Source organism: Curtobacterium sp. 179-B 9B NHS (genome assembly GCF_045370965.1).
Classification (GTDB): domain Bacteria; phylum Actinomycetota; class Actinomycetes; order Actinomycetales; family Microbacteriaceae; genus Curtobacterium.
In genome coordinates this window covers 13,983-33,818 of sequence record NZ_JBIQDQ010000020.1, presented here as the reverse complement: position 1 = coordinate 33,818, position 19,836 = coordinate 13,983, and the positions used below count along the sequence as shown (strand labels likewise).

The 19,836-nt window shown below is 73.4% G+C and carries 16 protein-coding genes; 10 read left to right on the top strand and 6 right to left on the bottom strand.

Going from position 1 to position 19,836, the window contains the following annotated elements; genetic code table 11:
• Positions 1 to 33 precede the first annotated feature (33 nt).
• Positions 34 to 1,170: an AI-2E family transporter gene (locus ACH0A8_RS14390; RefSeq protein WP_209685455.1), complete on the bottom strand. Its 1,137-nt coding sequence runs from the start codon at positions 1,168 to 1,170 to the stop codon at positions 34 to 36.
• A 454-nt stretch (positions 1,171 to 1,624) separates the two neighbouring features.
• On the opposite strand from ACH0A8_RS14390, the gene ACH0A8_RS14385 reads away from it, so the two are divergent.
• The 3 genes from ACH0A8_RS14385 to nadE all read left to right on the top strand — a co-directional run bounded on the left by ACH0A8_RS14385 (position 1,625) and on the right by nadE (position 2,939).
• Positions 1,625 to 1,753 (top strand): hypothetical protein, encoded by a 129-nt coding sequence (locus ACH0A8_RS14385; protein ID WP_268746754.1) that lies wholly within the window; start codon positions 1,625 to 1,627, stop codon positions 1,751 to 1,753.
• A gap of 114 nt (positions 1,754 to 1,867) precedes the next feature.
• Positions 1,868 to 2,035 (top strand): hypothetical protein, encoded by a 168-nt coding sequence (locus ACH0A8_RS14380; RefSeq protein WP_158407773.1) that lies wholly within the window; start codon positions 1,868 to 1,870, stop codon positions 2,033 to 2,035.
• A 76-nt stretch (positions 2,036 to 2,111) separates the two neighbouring features.
• A complete protein-coding gene (gene nadE, locus ACH0A8_RS14375; RefSeq protein ID WP_406907423.1) occupies positions 2,112 to 2,939 on the top strand; it encodes an ammonia-dependent NAD(+) synthetase in 828 nt (275 codons plus the stop codon).
• A gap of 92 nt (positions 2,940 to 3,031) precedes the next feature.
• On the opposite strand, the gene ACH0A8_RS14370 is transcribed toward nadE, so the two are convergent.
• The gene (locus tag ACH0A8_RS14370) at positions 3,032 to 3,907 is read right to left on the bottom strand and encodes a LysE/ArgO family amino acid transporter (RefSeq protein ID WP_406907422.1); all 876 of its coding nucleotides are present in this window, start codon (positions 3,905 to 3,907) and stop codon (positions 3,032 to 3,034) included.
• Positions 3,908 to 3,977: 70 nt separating this feature from the next.
• Between ACH0A8_RS14370 and ACH0A8_RS14365 the strand changes: the two genes are divergently transcribed.
• Positions 3,978 to 4,898: a LysR family transcriptional regulator ArgP gene (locus ACH0A8_RS14365; protein WP_406907421.1), complete on the top strand. Its 921-nt coding sequence runs from the start codon at positions 3,978 to 3,980 to the stop codon at positions 4,896 to 4,898.
• Between the two features lie 56 nt (positions 4,899 to 4,954).
• Here the strand turns inward: ACH0A8_RS14365 and ACH0A8_RS14360 are convergent, their stop codons facing one another.
• Entirely contained in the window at positions 4,955 to 5,500 is a 546-nt protein-coding gene (locus ACH0A8_RS14360) for a TetR/AcrR family transcriptional regulator (RefSeq protein ID WP_406907420.1), read from the bottom strand.
• A 133-nt stretch (positions 5,501 to 5,633) separates the two neighbouring features.
• Between ACH0A8_RS14360 and ACH0A8_RS14355 the strand changes: the two genes are divergently transcribed.
• From ACH0A8_RS14355 to ACH0A8_RS14335, 5 genes are all read left to right on the top strand, one after another.
• Positions 5,634 to 6,668, top strand: coding sequence for an aldo/keto reductase (locus tag ACH0A8_RS14355; protein WP_251155178.1), 1,035 nt, complete (start codon positions 5,634 to 5,636; stop codon positions 6,666 to 6,668).
• 490 nt (positions 6,669 to 7,158) lie between these two features.
• The gene (locus ACH0A8_RS14350) at positions 7,159 to 9,129 is read left to right on the top strand and encodes a glycosyltransferase family 2 protein (protein WP_406907419.1); all 1,971 of its coding nucleotides are present in this window, start codon (positions 7,159 to 7,161) and stop codon (positions 9,127 to 9,129) included.
• Positions 9,126 to 9,866 carry an HlyD family efflux transporter periplasmic adaptor subunit gene (locus ACH0A8_RS14345; protein WP_066657136.1) on the top strand — a complete coding sequence of 247 codons (741 nt, stop codon included), beginning with the start codon at positions 9,126 to 9,128 and terminating at the stop codon, positions 9,864 to 9,866. The genes ACH0A8_RS14350 and ACH0A8_RS14345 overlap by 4 nt, the downstream gene beginning before the upstream one ends.
• 84 nt (positions 9,867 to 9,950) lie before the next feature.
• Positions 9,951 to 11,942, top strand: coding sequence for a glycosyl hydrolase (locus tag ACH0A8_RS14340; protein WP_400428734.1), 1,992 nt, complete (start codon positions 9,951 to 9,953; stop codon positions 11,940 to 11,942).
• A 122-nt stretch (positions 11,943 to 12,064) separates the two neighbouring features.
• Complete coding sequence (locus ACH0A8_RS14335) at positions 12,065 to 12,562, top strand: hypothetical protein (RefSeq protein ID WP_066657132.1); 498 nt, start codon at positions 12,065 to 12,067, stop codon at positions 12,560 to 12,562.
• Positions 12,563 to 12,575: 13 nt separating this feature from the next.
• On the opposite strand, the gene ACH0A8_RS14330 is transcribed toward ACH0A8_RS14335, so the two are convergent.
• Both ACH0A8_RS14330 and ACH0A8_RS14325 read right to left on the bottom strand, forming a co-directional pair.
• On the bottom strand, positions 12,576 to 13,355 hold the full coding sequence (locus tag ACH0A8_RS14330; RefSeq protein ID WP_209684886.1) for an Fpg/Nei family DNA glycosylase: 780 nt from the start codon (positions 13,353 to 13,355) through the stop codon (positions 12,576 to 12,578).
• An 80-nt stretch (positions 13,356 to 13,435) separates the two neighbouring features.
• Positions 13,436 to 18,247 (bottom strand): ATP-dependent helicase, encoded by a 4,812-nt coding sequence (locus ACH0A8_RS14325; protein WP_251155182.1) that lies wholly within the window; start codon positions 18,245 to 18,247, stop codon positions 13,436 to 13,438.
• Positions 18,248 to 18,398: 151 nt separating this feature from the next.
• Here ACH0A8_RS14325 and ACH0A8_RS14320 point away from each other — a divergent pair, with 151 nt between their 5' ends.
• On the top strand, positions 18,399 to 19,079 hold the full coding sequence (locus ACH0A8_RS14320) for a PadR family transcriptional regulator (protein ID WP_066657116.1): 681 nt from the start codon (positions 18,399 to 18,401) through the stop codon (positions 19,077 to 19,079).
• A gap of 100 nt (positions 19,080 to 19,179) precedes the next feature.
• Here ACH0A8_RS14320 and ACH0A8_RS14315 read toward each other — a convergent pair whose 3' ends face one another.
• On the bottom strand, positions 19,180 to 19,800 hold the full coding sequence (locus ACH0A8_RS14315; protein ID WP_251155183.1) for a prolyl oligopeptidase family serine peptidase: 621 nt from the start codon (positions 19,798 to 19,800) through the stop codon (positions 19,180 to 19,182).
• Positions 19,801 to 19,836: the final 36 nt, after the last annotated feature.

The following is a 19,836-nucleotide window of genomic DNA, read 5'->3' as shown; positions in this document are numbered from 1 at the left end:
GCACCGCGCCTCCCGTCCGTCCCGTGGGACCCGCTACCGCCGCTCGGCGGTCTCCGGCCGCTTCTGGCGCCACGGCTCCGCCGGCCGGTCCGGACCGCCCCACACCTGCACGGCGCCCCAGGCCGCCGCGAGGAGCGGCACCGAGATGATCGCGCCGGTGATGCCCGCGAGCACGGTGCCCGCGGTCAGGCCGATCAGGATCACCAGGCCGTGCAGCTTGAGCGTCTTGCCCATCAGCACCGGCTGCAGCAGGTTGCCCTCGAGCTGGTTGACGAGCACCACGATGCCCACGACGATCAGCGCGGCCACGGGGCCGTTCGCGACGAGGGCGACGAGCGCGGCGAGGATGCCCGCGGCGGTGGCGCCGACGATCGGGATGAACGCGGTGATGAACACGACGACGGCGAGGGGGAGCGCGAGCGGCACCCCGACGATCGCCAGCCCGACGCCGATGCCGATCGCGTCGACCGCCGCGACGCTCGCCGTGCCGCGGACGTAGCCGCCGAGGGTCTGCACGACGCGGTCACCGACGCGGCGTGCACGCTCGTACCGGGCGCCGGTGAACGGACGGAGCAGGAACTCCCAGATCGCCGGCCCGTCCTTGAGGAAGAAGAACAGCACGACGATCATCAGCACCAGGCCGGTCAGGAAGTTCGCGGTGGCCGACGCCCCGGCCAGGGCGCCCGACCCGAACTGCGAGCTGGTCAGGAAGTCCTGGACGCCGTTCACCACCTGGTCGACCTGCTGGTCGGAGATCGAGAACGGCAGGTGCGCGACGGTGTCCTGCAGCTGCTGGAAACCGCTGATCGCCGACTTCTGCAGGTCGGGCCACTGCGAGATGACCGCGACGACGATCAGCCAACCGACGAGGCCGAGCACGACGAGGACGCCGAGCAGGACCGCGAGGGTCGCGAGCACCGAGGGCACCTTGTGCCGTCGGAGCCAGGACACGACCGGGTGCATGGCGGACGCGATGATCAGGGCGAGGAGCACCGGGATCGTCACGACGCTCAGGGTCGCGGCGGCGTACACGATGCCGATCGCGATCACGAGCACGACGATCACCTGCAGGCACCGGGTCGCGAGACTGCCGAACCCGTCGGTCCACTTGCGGGCGAGTGGTCCCGGTGTCGCGTCGGACGTGGTGGGGTGGTTGCCGAACAGGGGCATGAGGCTCCTCGGTGGTGGTGCGGAGCCTCCCACGCTACCGACGCAGCCGACCCGCGGTCCCGACGCAGCCGACCCGCGGTCCCGACGCAGCCGACCCGCGGTCCCGACGCAGCCGACCCGCGGCCGGGGACGTCCGGCGACGCCGCTAAGCGCATCGACCTGGACGCGCTCCTGTCCCGCTTCTACGCTGGGGCCACCGGGTTCACTCACAGGGTCCCGTCGTCACGATGCCCTCGCGGTCCGCGGGGTCTGGCACAGCGGGACGGCCCGGTCGGATCCGGGGTGAGCAACACCTCGATGAAGGGCTGGTCCTCATGACCGCCACGTACCCGTGCTGCACGCACCTCGACTTCCCGGCGGGGCACACCCGCACCCCCGTCTCCACCTTCGCCGCCACGACCCTGCAGGTGCTCTCGTGACGCCCCGTCCCGTCGAGGACTGGCACCGTCACGGCATGCGCTCACCCGAGGAGGTCGCCGAGCTGATCGCCGACCGCGTCGGCGGCACCTCGGACGCCTCCGTGCCCGCCGGTCCCGAGCACGACGAACCCTCGTACGCGGACTTCCTCGGCGAGCAGGTCTGACGCGGCCCCCGGACGGGGGCTCGCGCCGTCCTGCCTGCGCGCGGATGATCCTCGGCAGGGGCCGTGTGGCCCGTCCCGTCTCACCAGCGGGACCCGGATCAGGGAGGACCCGACGTGCACGACCACGACACCCATCCGTTCGACCGTCACGTCGGTCCGCCGCACGTCGAACGCTTCCGGCTCACCCGGACCGACGAGATGCTCCGCGTGGTCTGCACGTGCGCGATCGGTGCCGACCACGACAACACCATCCGGCACCCCGCCGCCCCGACGGTCGCCTGAGTCGAACGGGTGAACACCAGCCGCGTGCCTCCGGTGAATCCGGTCGTGCGCGACGGTGCGGCGGGATACTGGTCGGGTGCGTGAACTCCAAGCCACCATCGCTGCGGACCTCGACGTCCAGCCGACCATCGACCCCGAGCAGGAGGTCGCCCGCCGTGTCGCGTTCCTGCGTGACTACCTGACCACGACCGGCGCGAAGGGATTCGTCCTCGCCGTCAGCGGCGGGCAGGACTCCACGCTCGCGGGGCGGCTCACCCAGCTCGCCGTCGAGTCCCTCCGCGCCGAGGGACGCGAGGCCGAGTTCGTCACCGTCCGCATGCCGTACCGGGTGCAGGCCGACGAGGACGACGCGCAGCTCGCGCTGCAGTTCATCGCCGCCGACCCCGGCATCGTGGTGAACATCGAGCACGGCGTCGACGGCGTGGTGCAGGACACCGCGGCGTCCGGCGTCGCGCTCAGCGACTTCGTGAAGGGCAACGTCAAGGCGCGCATGCGCATGGTCGCCCAGTACGCCGTGGCCGGGCAGCGCGGACTGCTGGTCGTCGGCACGGACCACGCGGCCGAGGCCGTGACGGGCTTCTTCACGAAGTACGGCGACGGCGGCGTCGACCTCACCCCGCTGACCGGGCTGACGAAGAGCCAGGGGCGGCAGCTCCTCGAGCACCTGGGGGCGCCGGCTCGCCTGTACGAGAAGGCGCCGACCGCGGACCTGCTCGACGACCTGCCCGGGCAGACCGACGAGGCCAACCTCGGCCTGACCTACGTCGAGATCGACGCGTACCTGCAGGGGCACGACGTCCCCGAGGAGGTCGCCGAGGCGATCGAGTCGCGCTACCGAGCGACCGAGCACAAGCGTCGCGTGCCCGCGACGCCCTTCGACAGCTGGTGGCAGCAGGGCGCGTAGCGCCACAGCGCTGGACCGGACGGGAGGCGGGGGGGGGGGGCGGCCCCCCCCCCGCCCCCCGGCCCCGCGCCGCGCGCCCCGCGCCGCCGCGGCTACGCCCCGACGGCGAGCGCGACGCCGAACGACAGCATCACGACGGCGACGAGCCCGTCGAAGACCCGCCAGGTGAGCGGCTTCGCGAACAGCGGTCGGAGCAGTCGTCCCCCGAACCCGAGTGCGCCGAACCAGAGGCAGCTCGCGGCGACCGCGCCGACGGTCCACCACCAGCGGTCGTCGACACCCTGCTGGTTCGCCACCGAACCGAGGAACACGAGGGTGTCGAGGTACACGTGCGGGTTCGCCCACGTGAACACGAGCATCGTCGCGACCGCCGCACCGAGGGTCGGGACGGCGCGTGCTGCGGAGGCGGTCCGCGTCGCGACCGCGGGTGTCGTGGTCCGGCCGGGAGGCTCCTCCGCACTCCGTCCCGCAGCCCCGCCCCCGCCGTCGGGAACGACGGTGTCGGCGGCCCGCCGCGCGGCTCGGCCCGCGGCCGGTCCGGGGTCACCAGCCGCCTGCGCGGCCGTCTCGGACGAGGCCGTCGCAGGCGCCGCGACCGCCGTGGGCGCGACCGTCATCGGCGCCACCACGCCGTCGTCCGCCGCCTCCTGCTCGACGGCCATGGCCTCCCCGGTGGGACGGAACGCCCGGCGGGCCGCGAACACCCCGTACACCACGAGGAACGCCGCGCCCACGAACCGCACCCCCACGAGCGCGACGGGGAACCGCTCGACGACGACCCCGACGCCGAGCACCCCGGCGACGATGAGCACCGCGTCGGACACCGCACAGACGGCGACCGCGGCGGCGACGACCCGCGCCGGGGCGCTGACCGCGAGCCGGAGCAGGTACGCGTTCTGCACCCCGATCGCGACGATCAGGGCGAGGCCGGTGCCGAGGCCGGCGAACAGGGGGAGGAGGACGGTCACGGTCTCGACGGTAGGAGCGACCCCCGGTGCAGTCCAGCTCACGTTCCTGAAGGTCCGTAAGCTCTGCTGCATGCTCCGTCTGCAGCGGGACCACCTCGAGACGCTCCTCGCCGCCGTCGACCACGGCACGCTCGACGCTGCGGCCCGTGCCCTCGCGATCACCCCGTCCGCGGTGTCGCAGCGCATCAAGGCGATGGAGCAGCAGCTCGGCCGGGTGCTGCTCCAGCGGACGACGCCGGTCGCGCCCACCGCCGACGGTGCGGTCGTGCTCCGGCACGCACGGCAGGCCCGGCTCCTCGAGGACGAGACCGCCCGGGCGCTCGGCGCGGTCGGGGATGCGGACGCGCCCGTCGTGCCGTCGATCCCGCTCGCCGTGAACGCGGACACGCTCGGCACGTGGTTCCTCGACGCACTCGCGCTCGTCCGAGCCGACACCGAGGTCGTGTTCGACCTGCACCGCGAGGACCAGGACCGCACCGCCGAGCTCCTCCGTGCGGGTACCGTGATGGCCGCGGTCACCGCCGAGGCCCACCCGGTGCAGGGCTGCTCGTCGGTGGCACTCGGGGTCGACCGCTACCGGGCCGTCGCCGCGCCTGCCTTCGTCGACCGGTACCTCGCCGGTGCGGTGTCCGAGCGGCAGATGACCGCACGGCTCGACGCGGTCCCGCTCGTCGACTACGACCGCGACGACGACCTGCAGCAGGGGTACCTCCGCCGGGTCCTCGGGCACGCCCCTCGCGGGCCGCGGCACTTCGTCCCGACGTCGGCAGACTTCGCGCGCGCGGTGTCGCTCGGCTTCGGGTGGGGGATGCTGCCGGAGGCTCAGTGCCTCGACGGCCTGCGCAGCGGAGCACTCGTCGAGCTCACGCCGGGGCGTCGGGCGGACGTGGCGCTGTGGTGGCAGCGGTGGAACCTGGCGTCACCGCTGCTCGAACGGGTGACCGAGGCCGTGCGGGCGACCGCGCACGAGCGACTGCACCAGCCCGGCTGACCGCGGACGCTCTCCGCCCCGCCCAGCGGGTTGCGGACCCCGCCGGCGGTGCCGGATCAGACGGTCGCCCGCCAGCGCAGCCCGTCGACGAGCAGTCCGACCAGCTGCTGGCTCTGCTCGGTCGTCGGCGCCCCGTGGCAGAGGTCGGCGACCGCGCGGAGCAGCTGCGTGGCGTCGATGTCGTTGCGGATGGTCCCCGCTGCCGAGGCCGCGTCGAGCAGTCCGGTCAGCGCCCCGCCGAGTCGACCGATGAACCAGGGGTGCAGTCCCTCGAACGCCGGGTCACCGGACTGGAGCGCCGCAGCGAGCCCGCGCTTCGTCGCGACGAACCCGGTGAACCGCTGGAGCCAGAGCGCGAGGGCGTCGTCCGGCTCGTGGTGCTCGGCGAGGTCCGCGGCGGCGTCGGCGCACTCCTCGACGGCCTGCTGGAACACCGCGACCACCAGGTCGGAGCGCTGCGGGAAGTGGCGGTACAGCGTGCCGACACCGACGCCGGCGAGGTCGGCGATCACCCTGGCGGGAGCGTCGACGCCCTGGTCGGCGAACACCTGACGGGCAGCGTCGACGAGGGCGTCGAGATTGCGGCGGGCATCGGCGCGCACGGTTCCTCCGAACGGGGTCGCGGTGAGGGCTTGCGGAAACGGAACAGCTTTCCGTATCGTTGCGGAAGAGCGTTCCGCTTCGAGCCAGCCTACGACGACCGGCCTCGGGACGCCACCGACAGGAGGCACCACCATGCAGTACCGCACCCTCGGCCGCACCGGCATCCAGGTCAGCCCCTTCGCGCTCGGCGCCATGATGCTCGGCACCGACGGTCGCATCGGCAACGGCGACGAGCAGGACTCCATCCGCATCGTGCACCGCGCGCTCGACGCCGGCATCAACATCATCGACACCGCCGACCGCTACTCGCAGGGCGGGTCCGAGGTGCTCGTCGGCAAGGCGATCAAGGGCCGGCGCGACGACGTCGTCCTCGCCACGAAGTTCAACGGCCCGATGGGAGACGACCCGAACCGGCGCGGCAACTCCCGCCGCTGGATCACCACGGCGGTCGAGGACTCGCTCCGACGCCTGCAGACCGACCACATCGACCTCTACCAGGCACACCGCCCCGACGACACCGTGGACCTCGAGGAGACCCTGTCCGCACTCACCGACCTCGTCCGGAGCGGCAAGGTGCGTGCGATCGGCTCGTCGGACTTCCCCGCATCGATGCAGGTCGAGGCGCAGTGGACCTCCGAGCGTCGCGGTCTCGAGCGCTTCCGGTCCGAGCAGCCGACCTACTCGATCCTCAGCCGGGGCATCGAGCGCGAGGTCCTGCCGGTCGCCCAGCGCTACGGCATGGGAGCGCTGGTGTGGAGTCCGCTCGCCGGCGGCATGCTGACCGGGCGCTTCCGTCGGGGACAGCAGAACGACCTGTCGCGGGCGGGCATGTTCCGCCACGACCAGGACGACCGGCGGATCGACGCCGTGGAGCAGGTCGTCGCCCTCGCCGAGGAGACCGGCATCCCCACCACCCACCTCGCCCTCGCGTTCGCGATCGCCCACCCCGGCGTGACGAGCGCGCTGATCGGGCCGCGGTCGGTGGAACAACTCGACGACCTGCTGGCGGCGGCGGACGTCGCGCTCTCCGACGAGGTGCTCGACCGCATCGACGCGATCGTCCCGCCGGGCACCGACGTCACGCGGCTCGACCAGCAGTACCAGCCGCCCGCGCTCCTGCGACCCGAGCTCCGCCGTCGTCCGGCCGCCGAGCGCTCCGCCGCCTGACGCCCCCTCGCCCTCCGCAGGACGCAACCCCGGCGGTTGCTCGCAGCGCTGTACCGCTGCGAGCAGCCGCCCTCGTTGCGTCTCGCGAAAGAGCGAGAGAGCGAGAGAGCGGGGGAGCGGCGGGGCGGGGGAGCAGGGGAGTGGTGGCGCCCCCACCCGATCCCGCAACGCGGTGATGCGGGAAACCGCAAGAAGCAGCGGGGTCCTGCGGGATTCACACGACGGACACCCGAGCGCGTCGAGCGGGTCGTAGTGTCGCACTCGACCGACGGCACGGGCCGTCGTCGCACGACCGCTCTCGACACACCGAACACCGCGACCGCACCCTCGGTCGCGACCTCCCCGGCGCAGGATCCCTGGTCCCTCGCCGAGCCGGACCCATCCCGACGGTCCGGGCCCATGTCGCCACAGTCGCCGACGCCCGTCTCGCGACCCGTCGGCGTCCCTGCCTGCGGGCCGCGAGCTTCTCCCGACCCGACAGGAGATCCTCATGTCCGCACCAACGGACGTCCGTCGCGCACGCCCGGACGCCAGCACCCCGCAGTACCGCCGGAGCGCCCAGCCGCAGTCCCCGGACGCGGCCCAGCCCGTCCCGCCGCAGCAGACGGGACAGCTCCAGCAGCCCCGACTGCTCCAGCAGCAGGCGCTCCCGCCGCAGCCGCTCCCCCAGCCGCTCACCCCGCGTGACCGCGAGCGCGCCCGTCGACGCCGGCAGGCCGAGCAGGTCGGGCACGTGCGACCCCGCTCCGAGAGCCGCGCGCACAGCCCCGTCATGGTGCTCATCGTGCTCGTCGCGACCCTCGGCGTGATGGCCTACGCGGTGTTCCTCCTCGACCCCGCGAACCGCGGCGACTTCCTGCCGTACGGCCTGGTGATCGTGGCGGAGAGCGTGCTGGTCGGCCAGGCGCTGCTGTCGATGTGGACGATCCTGTCCGGCGGTGCCGACCCGCGGGACTTCGCGTTCCACCACACGCAGGACACCCTGTTCGACCGGGACACGATCGAGCGCGACGGGCTCACCGACCAGCCCCACCGCTGGCCGATGCACGTGCGGGGCCGTCAGGTCGAGGTCGACGTCTTCATCACCGTCTACGGCGAGGAACTGTCCAAGATCGCCGCCACCGTGCGGGCAGCGGTCGCGATGCGCGGCGAGCACCGCACGTGGGTGCTCGACGACGGCCGGAGCGACGAGGTCCAGGCGCTCGCCGCCCGGCTCGGCGCGCGGTACGTCCGCCGGCTGTCGTCGCACGGTGCCAAGGCCGGCAACATCAACCACGCCCTGACCCTCGCCAAGGGCGACTACTACGCCGTGTTCGACGCCGACTTCGTCCCGGAGCCGGAGTTCCTGTTCGAGACCGTGCCGTTCTTCGCGGACGACACCATCGCGTTCGTGCAGACGCCCCAGACCTACGGCAACCTGCACAACCTGGTGTCCCGCGGCGCCGGGTACATGCAGACCGTCTTCTACAAGTTCATCCAGCCCGGCCGGAACCGCTTCAACGCGGCGTTCTGCGTCGGCACGAACGTCATCTTCCGCCGCAGCGCGATCGACGACATCGGCGGCATGCACACCGACTCGAAGTCCGAGGACGTCTGGACCAGCCTGATGCTGCACGAGCGCGGGTGGAAGTCGGTCTTCATCCCGATGACCCTCGCCGTCGGCGACGCTCCCGAGACCATCGAGGGCTTCACGAAGCAGCAGCTGCGCTGGGCGACCGGCGGGTTCGAGATCCTGCTGACGCACTTCCCGTTCAACCCGAAGCACCGCCTGACGATGGACCAGCGCCTGCAGTACCTGGTGACGGCGAGCTTCTACCTGACGGGCATCGTCCCCGGGCTCCTGCTCCTCGTGCCGCCGCTCGAGATCTTCTTCGACCTCCGCCCGATGAACCTGTCGATCGGTGCGGGCGAGTGGGTGCTGTTCTACCTCGGGTTCTACCTCATGCAGGTGGTGCTGGCCTTCTACGCGCTCGGCTCGTTCCGCTACGAGACGCTCCTGCTCGCGGCGGTGTCCTTCCCGATCTACGCGAGCGCGCTCTGGAACGTGCTGTGCGGCAAGGAGCAGGCCTGGCACGTCACCGGTGCCGACCGCGGACGGACACCCTCACCGTTCAACTTCATCGTGCCGCAGGTGCTCGTCTTCGTGTTCCTCACCCTGACCAGCGTGGTCGCGGTCTGGCGGGACACCGGCAACGGGCAGTTCACGCTCGCCACCGCGTGGAACATCACGAACACGCTGGTCTTCGCCGCGTTCATCGTCGCGGCGTTCCGTGAGCAGGCCCGCAACCGCGTGGCCGACCGGCAGCGCGCTCGCGGCGAGGCCGTCCGACCGGCCGCACCGCTGGTGCAGGCCCCGGTCAGCCCCGTGCGGACGACCGTCGTCCGCCCCGACACCCTCGAACCCCAGCGCGCCGCGATCGCCGGCGTCGCGATGCAGATGCAGGACGGACCCCGCGCATGACCTGGACCAACCGACTCCGACTCTTCGGCGGCCTCGTCGTCGTCCTGGTGATCGTCGCCGCGTGCACCCTCGTGTTCAACCAGCGTCAGAGCGCCGTGGCGAGCACCTCGGCGGCCATCGCCGCGCAGGAGTACGCCGTCGGCACCGACTACGGCGGGACCGTCACCGAGGAGTACGTCCAGGAGGGCGACTCCGTCACCAAGGGCGAGAAGCTCCTGCAGGTGCAGAGCCTGCAGCTGGCGCAGGACATCCGGAAGGGCGTCGTCGGCGCGGACACGCAGACGAGCGCGTACGACATCGGCGAGGACGGCTTCATCACGTTCAAGGCCGAGGTCTCGGGCACCGTGGCGAAGATCGACGTGAAGACCGGCGGGTACGTGCAGGCCGGTTCCGAGCTCGGCACCATCCACAAGGAGGACAGCCTCTTCGTCACCTCGGAGTTCACCGTCACCGCACGCGACTACGGGCGCATCCGGAACGGTGCCGAGGTCGAGCTCCGCCTGCCGGACGACCGCACCATCACCGGCACCGTGAAGAGCGTCAGCGTGGAGACGAACGACGACGGCCGGGCGAAGACCACCGTCGACGTCGAGAGCCCCGAGCTGTCGGCCTCGCCGTCGTCGGGCATCACGAGCCCGGGCACGCCCGTCGACGCGACCCTGCACCTGCGCGACGACGGCACGCTGGCGGGCGTCACCGACGCCGTCCGCGACTTCTCGCGCCAGATCGGGCTGTAGCCGGTGCGGCACCACCTGCACCCCGGCCGCCGCCCTGCGGGCGCACGCCGGGCCTCCCGGTCGACGCTCCTGGTCGTCCCCCTGGTGACGTCCGTCGCCCTGCTGCTCGCTGCGTGCACCGGGACGGGAGGCACGGACCACCCGACCCCGTCGGCCACCCCGACCGACGCGGCGGCCCAGGCACGCGCGGTCGCCGCCCTGGGCGACGTCGCGTCGTCGACGGTGGGCACGATGCGCCTGGCCGAGGGACTGACCCCGCCGACGAACCGGTGGTTCTCCGGCCTGGTGTTCGGCGACGCACCCCAGCCGGTGTTCCCGACGCCGATCTCGTGGCAGGTCACCGACCACGGCTTCGCAGCCGGACTGCCCGACGTGACCGCGACCGAGAAGACCATCGCCGGCGGCGCCGTACCGCAGGTCGGCTTCGACCTCGGCGCGACGAGCACGCTCGTGTCGGCGTACGACGCGGTGTCGGTGACCGTCGAGCACCGTGACGGCGACACCGTGCTCGGGCACTCGGTCGTCGCCGAGGGGTCGCCCCTCGTGACCTACACCGCCGACCGCGACCAGACGCTGACCGGCACCTCGCCACTCGACCCGACCGGCGACGGCACGGCGACGATGTCCGGCGGCGGCCGCACCTGGCAGGTCGTCGTGCGCGACGGCTCGGTCGCCGCGTCCGGCGTGCGCCTGCGCAGCGGCGGGTCGGTCGTGCTCCTGCCGACACCGGACGGCGCGTCGTCGTCCGAGGTCTCCCGGCTCGTCGCGGCCGCACGGCCGCTCTCCGGCTCGTCGCTGGAGCGCAGCGCGTCCGGTGGGTCCCAGCGCACCACGCTGTCGTACGACTTCGACGGCGGTGCCGGGGTGCTCGTGCCGCAGCCTGGCCAGGGCACCCACGGGCTGACGTGCACCGACCTGCGGGTCGCGACCCTGACGGGTCCCGCGCCGGTCTGCACCGGGACGGCGCTGCGCTTCGACGCCGACACCGTCGAGCCGTCCGACCGGCTCGACCTGTCCGGCCTGTCCGACGGTCAGCGGGACACCCTGGCCGCACAGGTCCGGCAGGACGCCGCCGGGGTCGACGCCTCGTCGTACGCGGCCGACTCGTACGGCGGCGGCAAGGACCTGTACCGCGTCGCCACGCTCTACCGGCTCGCCGTCGCGCTCGGGCTCGACGACCAGGCCGCGGCGCTGAAGACGTCCGTCGTCGCGGAGCTCGACCAGTGGTTCGACCCGGCGGGCTGCGGCGGGAGGACCGCGCGGTGCTTCGCCTACGACCCCGAGGTCCACGGGCTCGTCGGCCAGGAGGCGTCGTTCGGCTCGGACGAGTTCAACGACCACCACTTCCACTACGGGTACGTGCTGTCCGCCGCTGCGATGGTGGCCGACGGTGACGCGTCCCTCGTGCGGAAGTGGCGCACCGTCGCGGACCTCGTCGCCGCGGACATCGCCTCGCCGACCGCGACGGAGTCGTTCCCCGCGCTCCGCGTCTACGACCCGTACGCGCAGCACTCCTGGGCGTCCGGCTACGCGCCCTTCGCCGACGGCAACAACCAGGAGTCGTCGTCCGAGGCGGTGTCCGCGTGGAACGGCCTGGCCCGCTGGGGTGCCGTGTCCGGGTCGGCCTCGCTCGAGTCCACCGGCACCTGGCTGCTGTCGAACGAGGCCGCCTCGGCGCAGCGCGACGTGCTCGACCCGGACCTGTCGGCGTTCCCGGGCTTCACGCACCGGGTCGTCTCGCTGACCTGGGGCGGCAAGCGCGACCACGCGACGTGGTTCAGCGCGGCGGCCGCGGCGCCGGCGGGGATCGAGCTCATCCCGATGCCCGCGATGGCGGCGGAGTACGTCGACGCGGGCGGCCGGCAGCAGATCGGGCGGGTGCTCGACGAGGCCGTGCCGGACGGTCGCTACGGCGTCCAGTTCGGCGACTACCTGCTCATGTACCGGGCGCTCGGCGGGAAGGCCGACGCGGCGGCAGCCCTGCGCGACGCGGAACGGCTGCCGGACGCGGTGATCGACTCGGCGAACACGCGGTCGTACCTGCTCGCATGGATCATGACCCAGGGTCGGGCGTAGCGGCCCGTCCCCCGCGCGAGCCCGACGGGCGGCACGACGGTCCACCGACCGCGTGCCGCCCGTCGTTCGCTTCCCGGACGCCCTGGGGTCCTGCACGGGGACCGCGGCCTACCGTCCACCACATGACCACGCGAGCCAAGACCGCCACCGCGCTGCTCGGCGCTGCCACCCTCGCCCTGCTCCTGACGGCGTGCGACCCGGGCGGTGCCCAGAACATCGACCCGGTCGGCAAGGTCCCCGGGGACGAGCAGAAGTCGCAGTCGACCGAGTGCGCCGTCGCCGCGAGCAACGCCGTGGACGCGATCGGCACCGCGGTCGGTCCGCACGACACGACGGACTTCGCGAACGTGGCGGAGGGCGACGGTGGCTGGTACCTGGCTGCGTCGATCGTGCCGTCGGACAGCAAGGACGCCAACGACGACGAGCTGACCATCTGGGCGACGGAGACCGACCCGACGGCCGACGACTGGGACGGCACGATCTACGCCGTGAACCAGACCGCGAAGGACGCCACCTCGGACGAGTCACGCTCGGCGTCGCCGGCACCGAGCGCGTTCAGCGCGGACTCCGACGCCGCGAAGCGCGCCGAGAGCTGCGCCGTCGAGGCCGCCGACCGCTGACCCCCGGCCCGGCTCAGGTCTGACAGCGCGGGCACCAGTAGGTGTCCCGCAGCGTGAGCTCCGAGTCGCCGAGCTCGCCCCGACGCACCGGGGTCCCGCACCGCAGGCAGGGCTTGCCGGCGCGGCCGTAGACCCAGAAGCGGCGCCCGGGCCGGTCGACGCCCGTCGTGACGCGGTTGCTGCGGTCACGATTCATCGTGATGAGCCGGTGGGACAGCGCGATCGCCCGCGCCGGGTCCGGCACCTGTCCGACGGGTCGCGTCGGCAGCACCCCCCGCAGGAAGCACAGCTCGTTCCGGTACACGTTGCCGAGTCCGGCCAGCACGCGCTGGTCGAGCAGCGCGAGCCCGATCGGGCGCTCCGGGTCCGCCGTCAGGTTCTCGAGCGCCCGGTCGGCGTCCCAGTCGGGACCGAGCAGGTCGGGGCCGAGGTGCCCGACGACCTCGGACTCCTGGTCGCGCGGGACGACCTCGAGCACCCCGAGGGTGAACCCGACGGTGGAGACGTCCTCGGCGTCGAGCACGACCCGGGCCTGGTGCGCGGGCCGTCGCCACCGCTCCCCGGGCGCGTAGACGTCCCAGCGGCCCTCCATCTTCAGGTGCGAGTGCACGGTCACGTCGCCGATGCGGTGCAGCAGGTGCTTGCCGCGGGGCACGACCTCGTCGACCGTCCGTCCGACCAGGTCGAGGGTCGCGAACGCGGGGACGCGGAAGTCCGAGCGGGTCAGGACCTTGCCCGCGAGCGCGGTGTGCAGGCGCCGGGCAGCGCGGAAGACGGTGTCACCCTCGGGCACGGCACACCTCCGCTGCGGCTCGTCCGGTCGGCCGTGTCACGTCCCGTGCACCGGCGCACGCCCGGGAGGCCCTGGTCGCGTCAGACACGCAGCCGCAGTCCCTGCGGGGTCGCCGTGAACCCCGCCTCGCGCAGTGCCGACCCGAGCGGCGTCTCCAGCACGAAGTCGCCGTCCACCCGCTCCACCGAGAGCTTCCGCAGCCCGCTCCGCACGGTGGCGGCGATCGAACGCGCCGCGACCGCGAGGTCCGCCGGGTCGTCGGTGAAGGTCAGGACGGACTTCCCGCCGCGCTCGACGTAGACCGCGAGGCGGCCGTCGACCGTGGTCACGAGGGCCCCGGCCTTCCGCCCCGGTCGGTGTCCGCGACCGCTCGTCGACGTCGACCGGCTGGCGGGGACGGCCGCACCGCGGGCGCCCGTCGGAGCGGCGTCGGCCGCGGGACCGGGAGCAGCGGGGTCGGCGTCCGGGTCGGCGGGGGCGTCGTCCGACGGCCACGGCAGCGCCGCACCGTACGGGTTCGCCGGGTCCGTCGCCGCGAGCGTGAGTGCCTGGCGTTCGCGGTCCGGGTCGGCGCGCTCGTCGTCGTCGAGGTCGCGTGCGTAGGTCCGGAGCCGGTCCACGGTCGGGCTCGTCGCGAACTGTGCCGCCCCGAGCCCCTCGACGAAGTACCCGCGGCGTGCCCGGCCGGACTCCTCGAACCGGCTGAGCACCCGGTAGACACCGGCGAACCCGCCACGGACGCCCTCGACCTGCACGGCACCGCGGGTCACGACGCCGTAGCGCTCGAGCAGCTGCTCGGCGGTCGCTGCCGCACGCAGCGTCGAGTCGGACTCGGCGAGCGGCAGGATCGACCACCGACCACCCACGGACGGCGGACCGGACTGCGACGGCAGCGTCGGCCGACGCCGCCCGCGGTACGCCCGGGCCCGCGGCGCGCTCGTCGACCTCGCCTTGCCGCCGAGCATCGACCGCAGCGGCGCGAACGTGTCGTTCGTGACCTGTCCGGCCCAGACCAGGTCCCACAGCGCGGTCGTCAGGGCCTGGTCGTCCGTGCTGCCGACCGCCTGGCCGAGCTGCCGGAAGAAGTAGGCACCACCGCCGGCCAGCGCTCCGAGGACGTCGCGCTGCAGCTCGGTGGTCTCGCCGCCGTCGGGCTCCGCCAGGGTCGTCGACGCGGTCTCGGCGAGGTGCAGGCGCACCCAGCCGTCGTTCCCGGGCAGCGTGCCGCCGCCCGACCACAGGACCTCGCCGGTGGCGGTCAGCTCGTCGAGCATGCTCGTGGAGTAGTCGCTCACGCGGGACGGCAGCACGAGGGTCTCCCACGAGCTCGCGGGCAGGGCGACGCCGGCCAGCTGGTCGATGACCTGCAGCACCCCGTCGACCCCGCGCAGCCCGCCGCGGGTGCCGGGCGCCTGGACGTGCTGCCACGCCGGCAGGAACCGGGCGAGGGTGTCCGGCGACACCGGCTCGACCTCGTGCCGGAGCGCGGCGAGGGACTTCGTCCGGATGCGGCGGAGCACCTCGGCGTCGCACCACTCCGCGCCCTGGCGGTCCGGGCGGAACTCGCCCTCGACCACGCGGCGGTCGGCGACCAGGCGGCGCAGGGTGTCCTGCACGACGGCGATGCCGAGGCCGAGCCGGCTCGCGGCCTCCTGCGCGGCGAACGGTCCGTGCGACCGGGCGTACCGGCCGACCAGGTCGCCGAGCGGGTCCGCGACGGGTTCGACGAAGGCGGTCGGCACGCCGATCGGCAGCGGGACGCCGAGGGCGTCGCGGAGGCGGGAAGCGTCCTCGATCACCGACCAGCGCGTCGCACCGCCCTGCGTGAACGACAGCACACGGCGGTCGCGCTCGAGGGCCTCCAGCGCCGACCGGACGGTCGCACGCGCGGCGTCGGGGTCAGCGGCGTCGGCCACCCAGCTGCGGGCGACGAGCTCGTCCAGCTCGAGGGCGCCGACGAGTCGCAGCACGTCGACGAGTCCCTCGGTGTCGCGCGCTCGACGGTCGGGGGAGAGCCGCTGCAGGTCGCGCTCGACGGAGGCGATGACCGCCGGGTCGAGGAGCTCGCGGAGCTCGGCCCGTCCGAGCAGCTCTCCGAGCAGCGTCGAGTCGAGCGACAGTGCCGCCGCCCGGCGCTCGGCCAGCGGCGAGTCGCCCTCGTACATGAAGGCCGCGACGTACCCGAACAGGATCGACCGGGCGAACGGCGACGGCTGCTCGGTCTCGCGCTCGACCAGGCGGATGCGGCGCTCGGCGATCTGGTCCGAGATGCCGAGCAGCGCCGGCACGTCGTAGACGTCCTGCAGGACCTCGCGCACGGTCTCGAGCACGATCGGGAACGTCGGGTACTTCCGCGCGACCTCGAGCAGCTGCGACGCCCGCTGGCGCTGCTGCCAGAGCGGCGACCGCTGCCCGGGGTTCCGCCGCGGCAGGAGCAGGGCCCGGGCCGCGCACTCGCGGAAGCGGGCGGCGAAGAGCGCCGAGCCGCCGACCTCGTCGGTGACGAGCGCCTCGAGGTCGTCGCGCTCGAACACGAACAGGTCGGCGCCGGGCGGTTCCGCGTCGGTCTCCGGGATCCGCACCACGATGCCGTCGTCGGCCGCCATCGCGTCGCCGTCGATGCCGTGCCGTTCGCGCAGCCGGGCGCCGACCGCCAGGGCCCACGGCGCGTGCACCTGCATGCCGTACGGCGAGTGCAGGATGAGCCGCCAGTCGCCGAGCTCGTCGCGGAACCGCTCGACCACGAGCGTGGTGTCGTTCGGCACGTGACCGGTCGCCGCACGCTGGTCGCGCAGGAAGGTCAGCAGGTTCGTCACGGCCCGCTCGTCCAGCCCGCCGGAGGCGACCCGGGCACGCGCGTCGTCGTCGGAGGCCGCGTCGACCTCGCGCACGAACGCACCGGTCGCCCGTCCCAGCTCGGCGGGACGACCGATGCCGTCGCCCTTCCAGAACGGGACCCGCCCGGGTTGCCCGAACGCCGGGCTGACGATGACCCGGTCGTGCGTGATCTCCTCGATGCGCCAGCTCGTCGCGCCGAGGGCGAAGACGTCGCCGACGCGGGACTCGTAGACCATCTCCTCGTCGAGCTCGCCGACGCGCGATGCCTTCTCGCCGACCATGAAGACGCCGAACATGCCGCGGTCCGGGATCGTGCCGCCGCTCGTCACCGCGAGTCGCTGGGCGCCCGGACGCCCGGTCAGGGTCCCGTGCACGCGGTCCCACACCAGGCGCGGCCGGAGTTCGGCGAACTCGTCGCTCGGGTACCGCCCGGTCACCAGGTCGAGCGTCGCCTCGAACGCCGACCGCGGCAGCGAGCTGAACGGGGCGCTCCGCCGGACGAGCTCGAACCAGTGCTCCACCTCGACGGTGTCGATCGACCCGGCGGCCACGGTGTGCTGCGCGAGGACGTCGAGCGGGTTCGCGGGCACCGAGATCGACTCGATCTGCCCGGAGACCATGCGCTCGACGGTGACCGCGCTGTTCACGAGGTCGGCGCGGTGCTTGGGGAACAGCACGCCGCGCGAGATCTCGCCGACCTGGTGTCCGGCGCGACCGACGCGCTGCAGGCCGCTGGCGACCGACGGCGGGGCCTCGACCTGGACCACGAGGTCGACCTCGCCCATGTCGATGCCGAGCTCGAGCGAGCTGGTCGCGACGACGCAGCGCAGACGTCCGGACTTCAGGTCGTCCTCGATGATCGCGCGCTGGTCCTTCGACACGGAGCCGTGGTGGGCGCGGGCGAGCACCGGGACCGACGGGTCGGAGCCGCCGCCCTCGGTCTGTCCGGACTGCCCGACGAGCTGCGCCGGCGGTCGCTTCGGCTGTGCGACGGGTGCGTGCGCGGACGCCCGACCGGGGGACTGTGTGACGGGAGCCGACCCGGCCACCGCGCCCACCGCCTCCGCGCCCACGACCTCCGGCGCGCCGAGCGCAGCCGTGCCGACACCCGCCGCGTCGACGGCCCCGAGCACGCGTTCCTCGTGGATCTCGTTGAGCCGTGCCGTCAGGCGTTCCGCGAGTCGGCGCGAGTTGGCGAACACGATCGTCGAGCGGTGCTCCTCGATGAGGTCGACGACGCGTTCCTCGACGTGGGGCCAGATCGAGCCGTTCGTCGGTGACTCGGTCGCGTCGGCACCGACCGGCGGGGCGCCGAGCTCGGTCATGTCGTCGACCGGCACGACCACGCGCAGGTCGAAGGTCTTCTGCGCCGGCGGGGCGATGATCGACACGGGCGCGCGGCCGCCGAGGAACCGGGCGACCTCCTCCGCGGGGCGCACGGTCGCGGACAGGCCGATCCGCTGCACGGGCTTCTCGAGCAGGTCGTCGAGGCGCTCGAGCGAGACCGCCAGGTGTGCGCCGCGCTTGGTCGAGGCGACCGCGTGGACCTCGTCCACGATGACGGTGTCGACGTTCACCAGGGTCTCGCGCGCCCGCGACGTGAGCATGAGGTAGAGCGACTCGGGCGTCGTGATGAGGATGTCCGGCGGCTGCCGCAGGAGCCGCTGCCGGTCGGACGACGGGGTGTCACCGCTCCGGACGCCCACCGTGACCTCGGGCGGTTCCGTCCCGAGCCGACGCGCGGTCTGCGTGATGCCGACGAGCGGGCTGCGGAGGTTCCGCTCGACGTCGACACCGAGGGCCTTGAGCGGAGAGACGTAGAGCACCCTCGTGCGCTGCTTCGCCGGCGGACGGTCGCTCGCGCTGATGAGCCGGTCGATCGACCAGAGGAACGACGCCAGCGTCTTGCCGGAGCCGGTCGGGGCGACCACGAGCGCGTGCTGCCCGGTGGAGATCGCGTCCCACGCGCCGGCCTGCGCCGCGGTCGGGCCGGGGAACGCGCCACGGAACCACTCCGCGGTCGCGGGGGAGAAGCGCTCGAGGACGTCCGTCATGGTCCGTCCCATCCTGCCCGTCGCCACCGACAGCGGTCCGGGGGAGGACGGGTGCTTGACAGGCCGATCCGTAGCGATCTATCGTTGACCCATCGCGATAGGAACACAACGCATCGCGAGCTCACGTCACCACCGACAGGAAGGAGTCATCATGCGCCCCTCGTACGATGACCTCGACAGCACCACGCCCCGCCGCGGCCCCCGCGGCACCGGTCCGCGCGGCCCCCGCTTCGGCGGCGCGCGACAGCACCACGGCCACGGCTTCCCCGGCCGCGACCGCGGCGACCACGACCACGGCGGACGCGGCGGCTTCGGCCCCGGGTTCGGCGGACGCGGCGGCTTCGGCCCGGGCTTCGGTCCCGGCTTCGGCGGCGGCCCCGGCTTCGGGCGCGAGCGCCGCCGTCGCGGCGACGTCCGCCTCGCGATCCTCGGGCTGCTCGCCGAGGGCCCGCAGAACGGCTACGCCGTGATCAAGACCATCGCCGAGCGCACCGGCGGTGCCTGGAAGCCGAGCCCCGGCTCGGTCTACCCGACGTTCCAGCAGCTCGTCGACGAGGACCTCGTCGTCTCGAACGGCGACGGCCGCAAGACGCTCTTCGAGCTCACCGACGCCGGCCGCGCCGAGGCCGAGGCGAAGGCGGACGAGATCGCCGCCGCGTTCGACGCCGCGCCGGGCATGCCCGACACGCAGCGCGAGTTCGTCGAGGCCCTCCGCAAGGCGATGGGGGTGCTGCACATGTACCGCACCAGCGCCTCCGACGAGCAGACCAGGGCCGCGACGGCGAAGGTCGACCAGCTCCGCAAGGACCTGCTGCAGATCCTCGCCGAGTAGCGCCGTGCCGGACGGGAGGCACGTGGCGACCCCGCCACGCGCCTCCTGGCCGTCAGTCGGTCACCCGGTCACCTTCGCGGACCCGTCGCGGGAGCGGCCGTCAGGACGCGTCGACGAACGCGGCCACGTCGGCGAGCTCCTCGGCGGACACCGCGTGCGGCAGGCCGACGTACGTCCGGTCGGTCACGTCCGTGTGCGTCGCGGCCCACGCCTGCGTCCGCGCGGTGGCCTCGGCCGGGATCACCGGGTCGAGGTCGCCGTGTCCCAGGAAGACCCGGGGACGGACGGCCGCGACCGCCTCGTCGCGGGAGTCGGTCACCCCGGGCACCACGAACCCGGACAACGACACCGCGAAGGCGAACGCGGCCGGTCGGGCACGCAGGAGCTGCAGCGCCATCGACCCGCCCTGCGAGAACCCGAGCAGACCGATGCGCGGGTGGTCGGCGGACACGGCGTCGATCCATTCGAGGACACCGGCGACCGCGGCGTCGACCGGCTCGAGCGCGGGCGACCCCGGCGTCCCGAGCGGGTACCAGGAGAACCCGGGCCCCCACGGCATCGGTGCGCGGAGCGATGCGACGGTCCAGACGGACGGCAGCGCGGGCGCGAGCCCGAGCAGGTCGCGCTCGTGCGACCCCACCCCGTGCATGGCCACGAGCAGGGGCGTGCCCGCGCGTTCCCCGGTCGGACGGGTCCACTGCACGATGTCCGCATCGATCACGGGGACCACGCTAGCCGTCCACGGCGACCGCGCCTC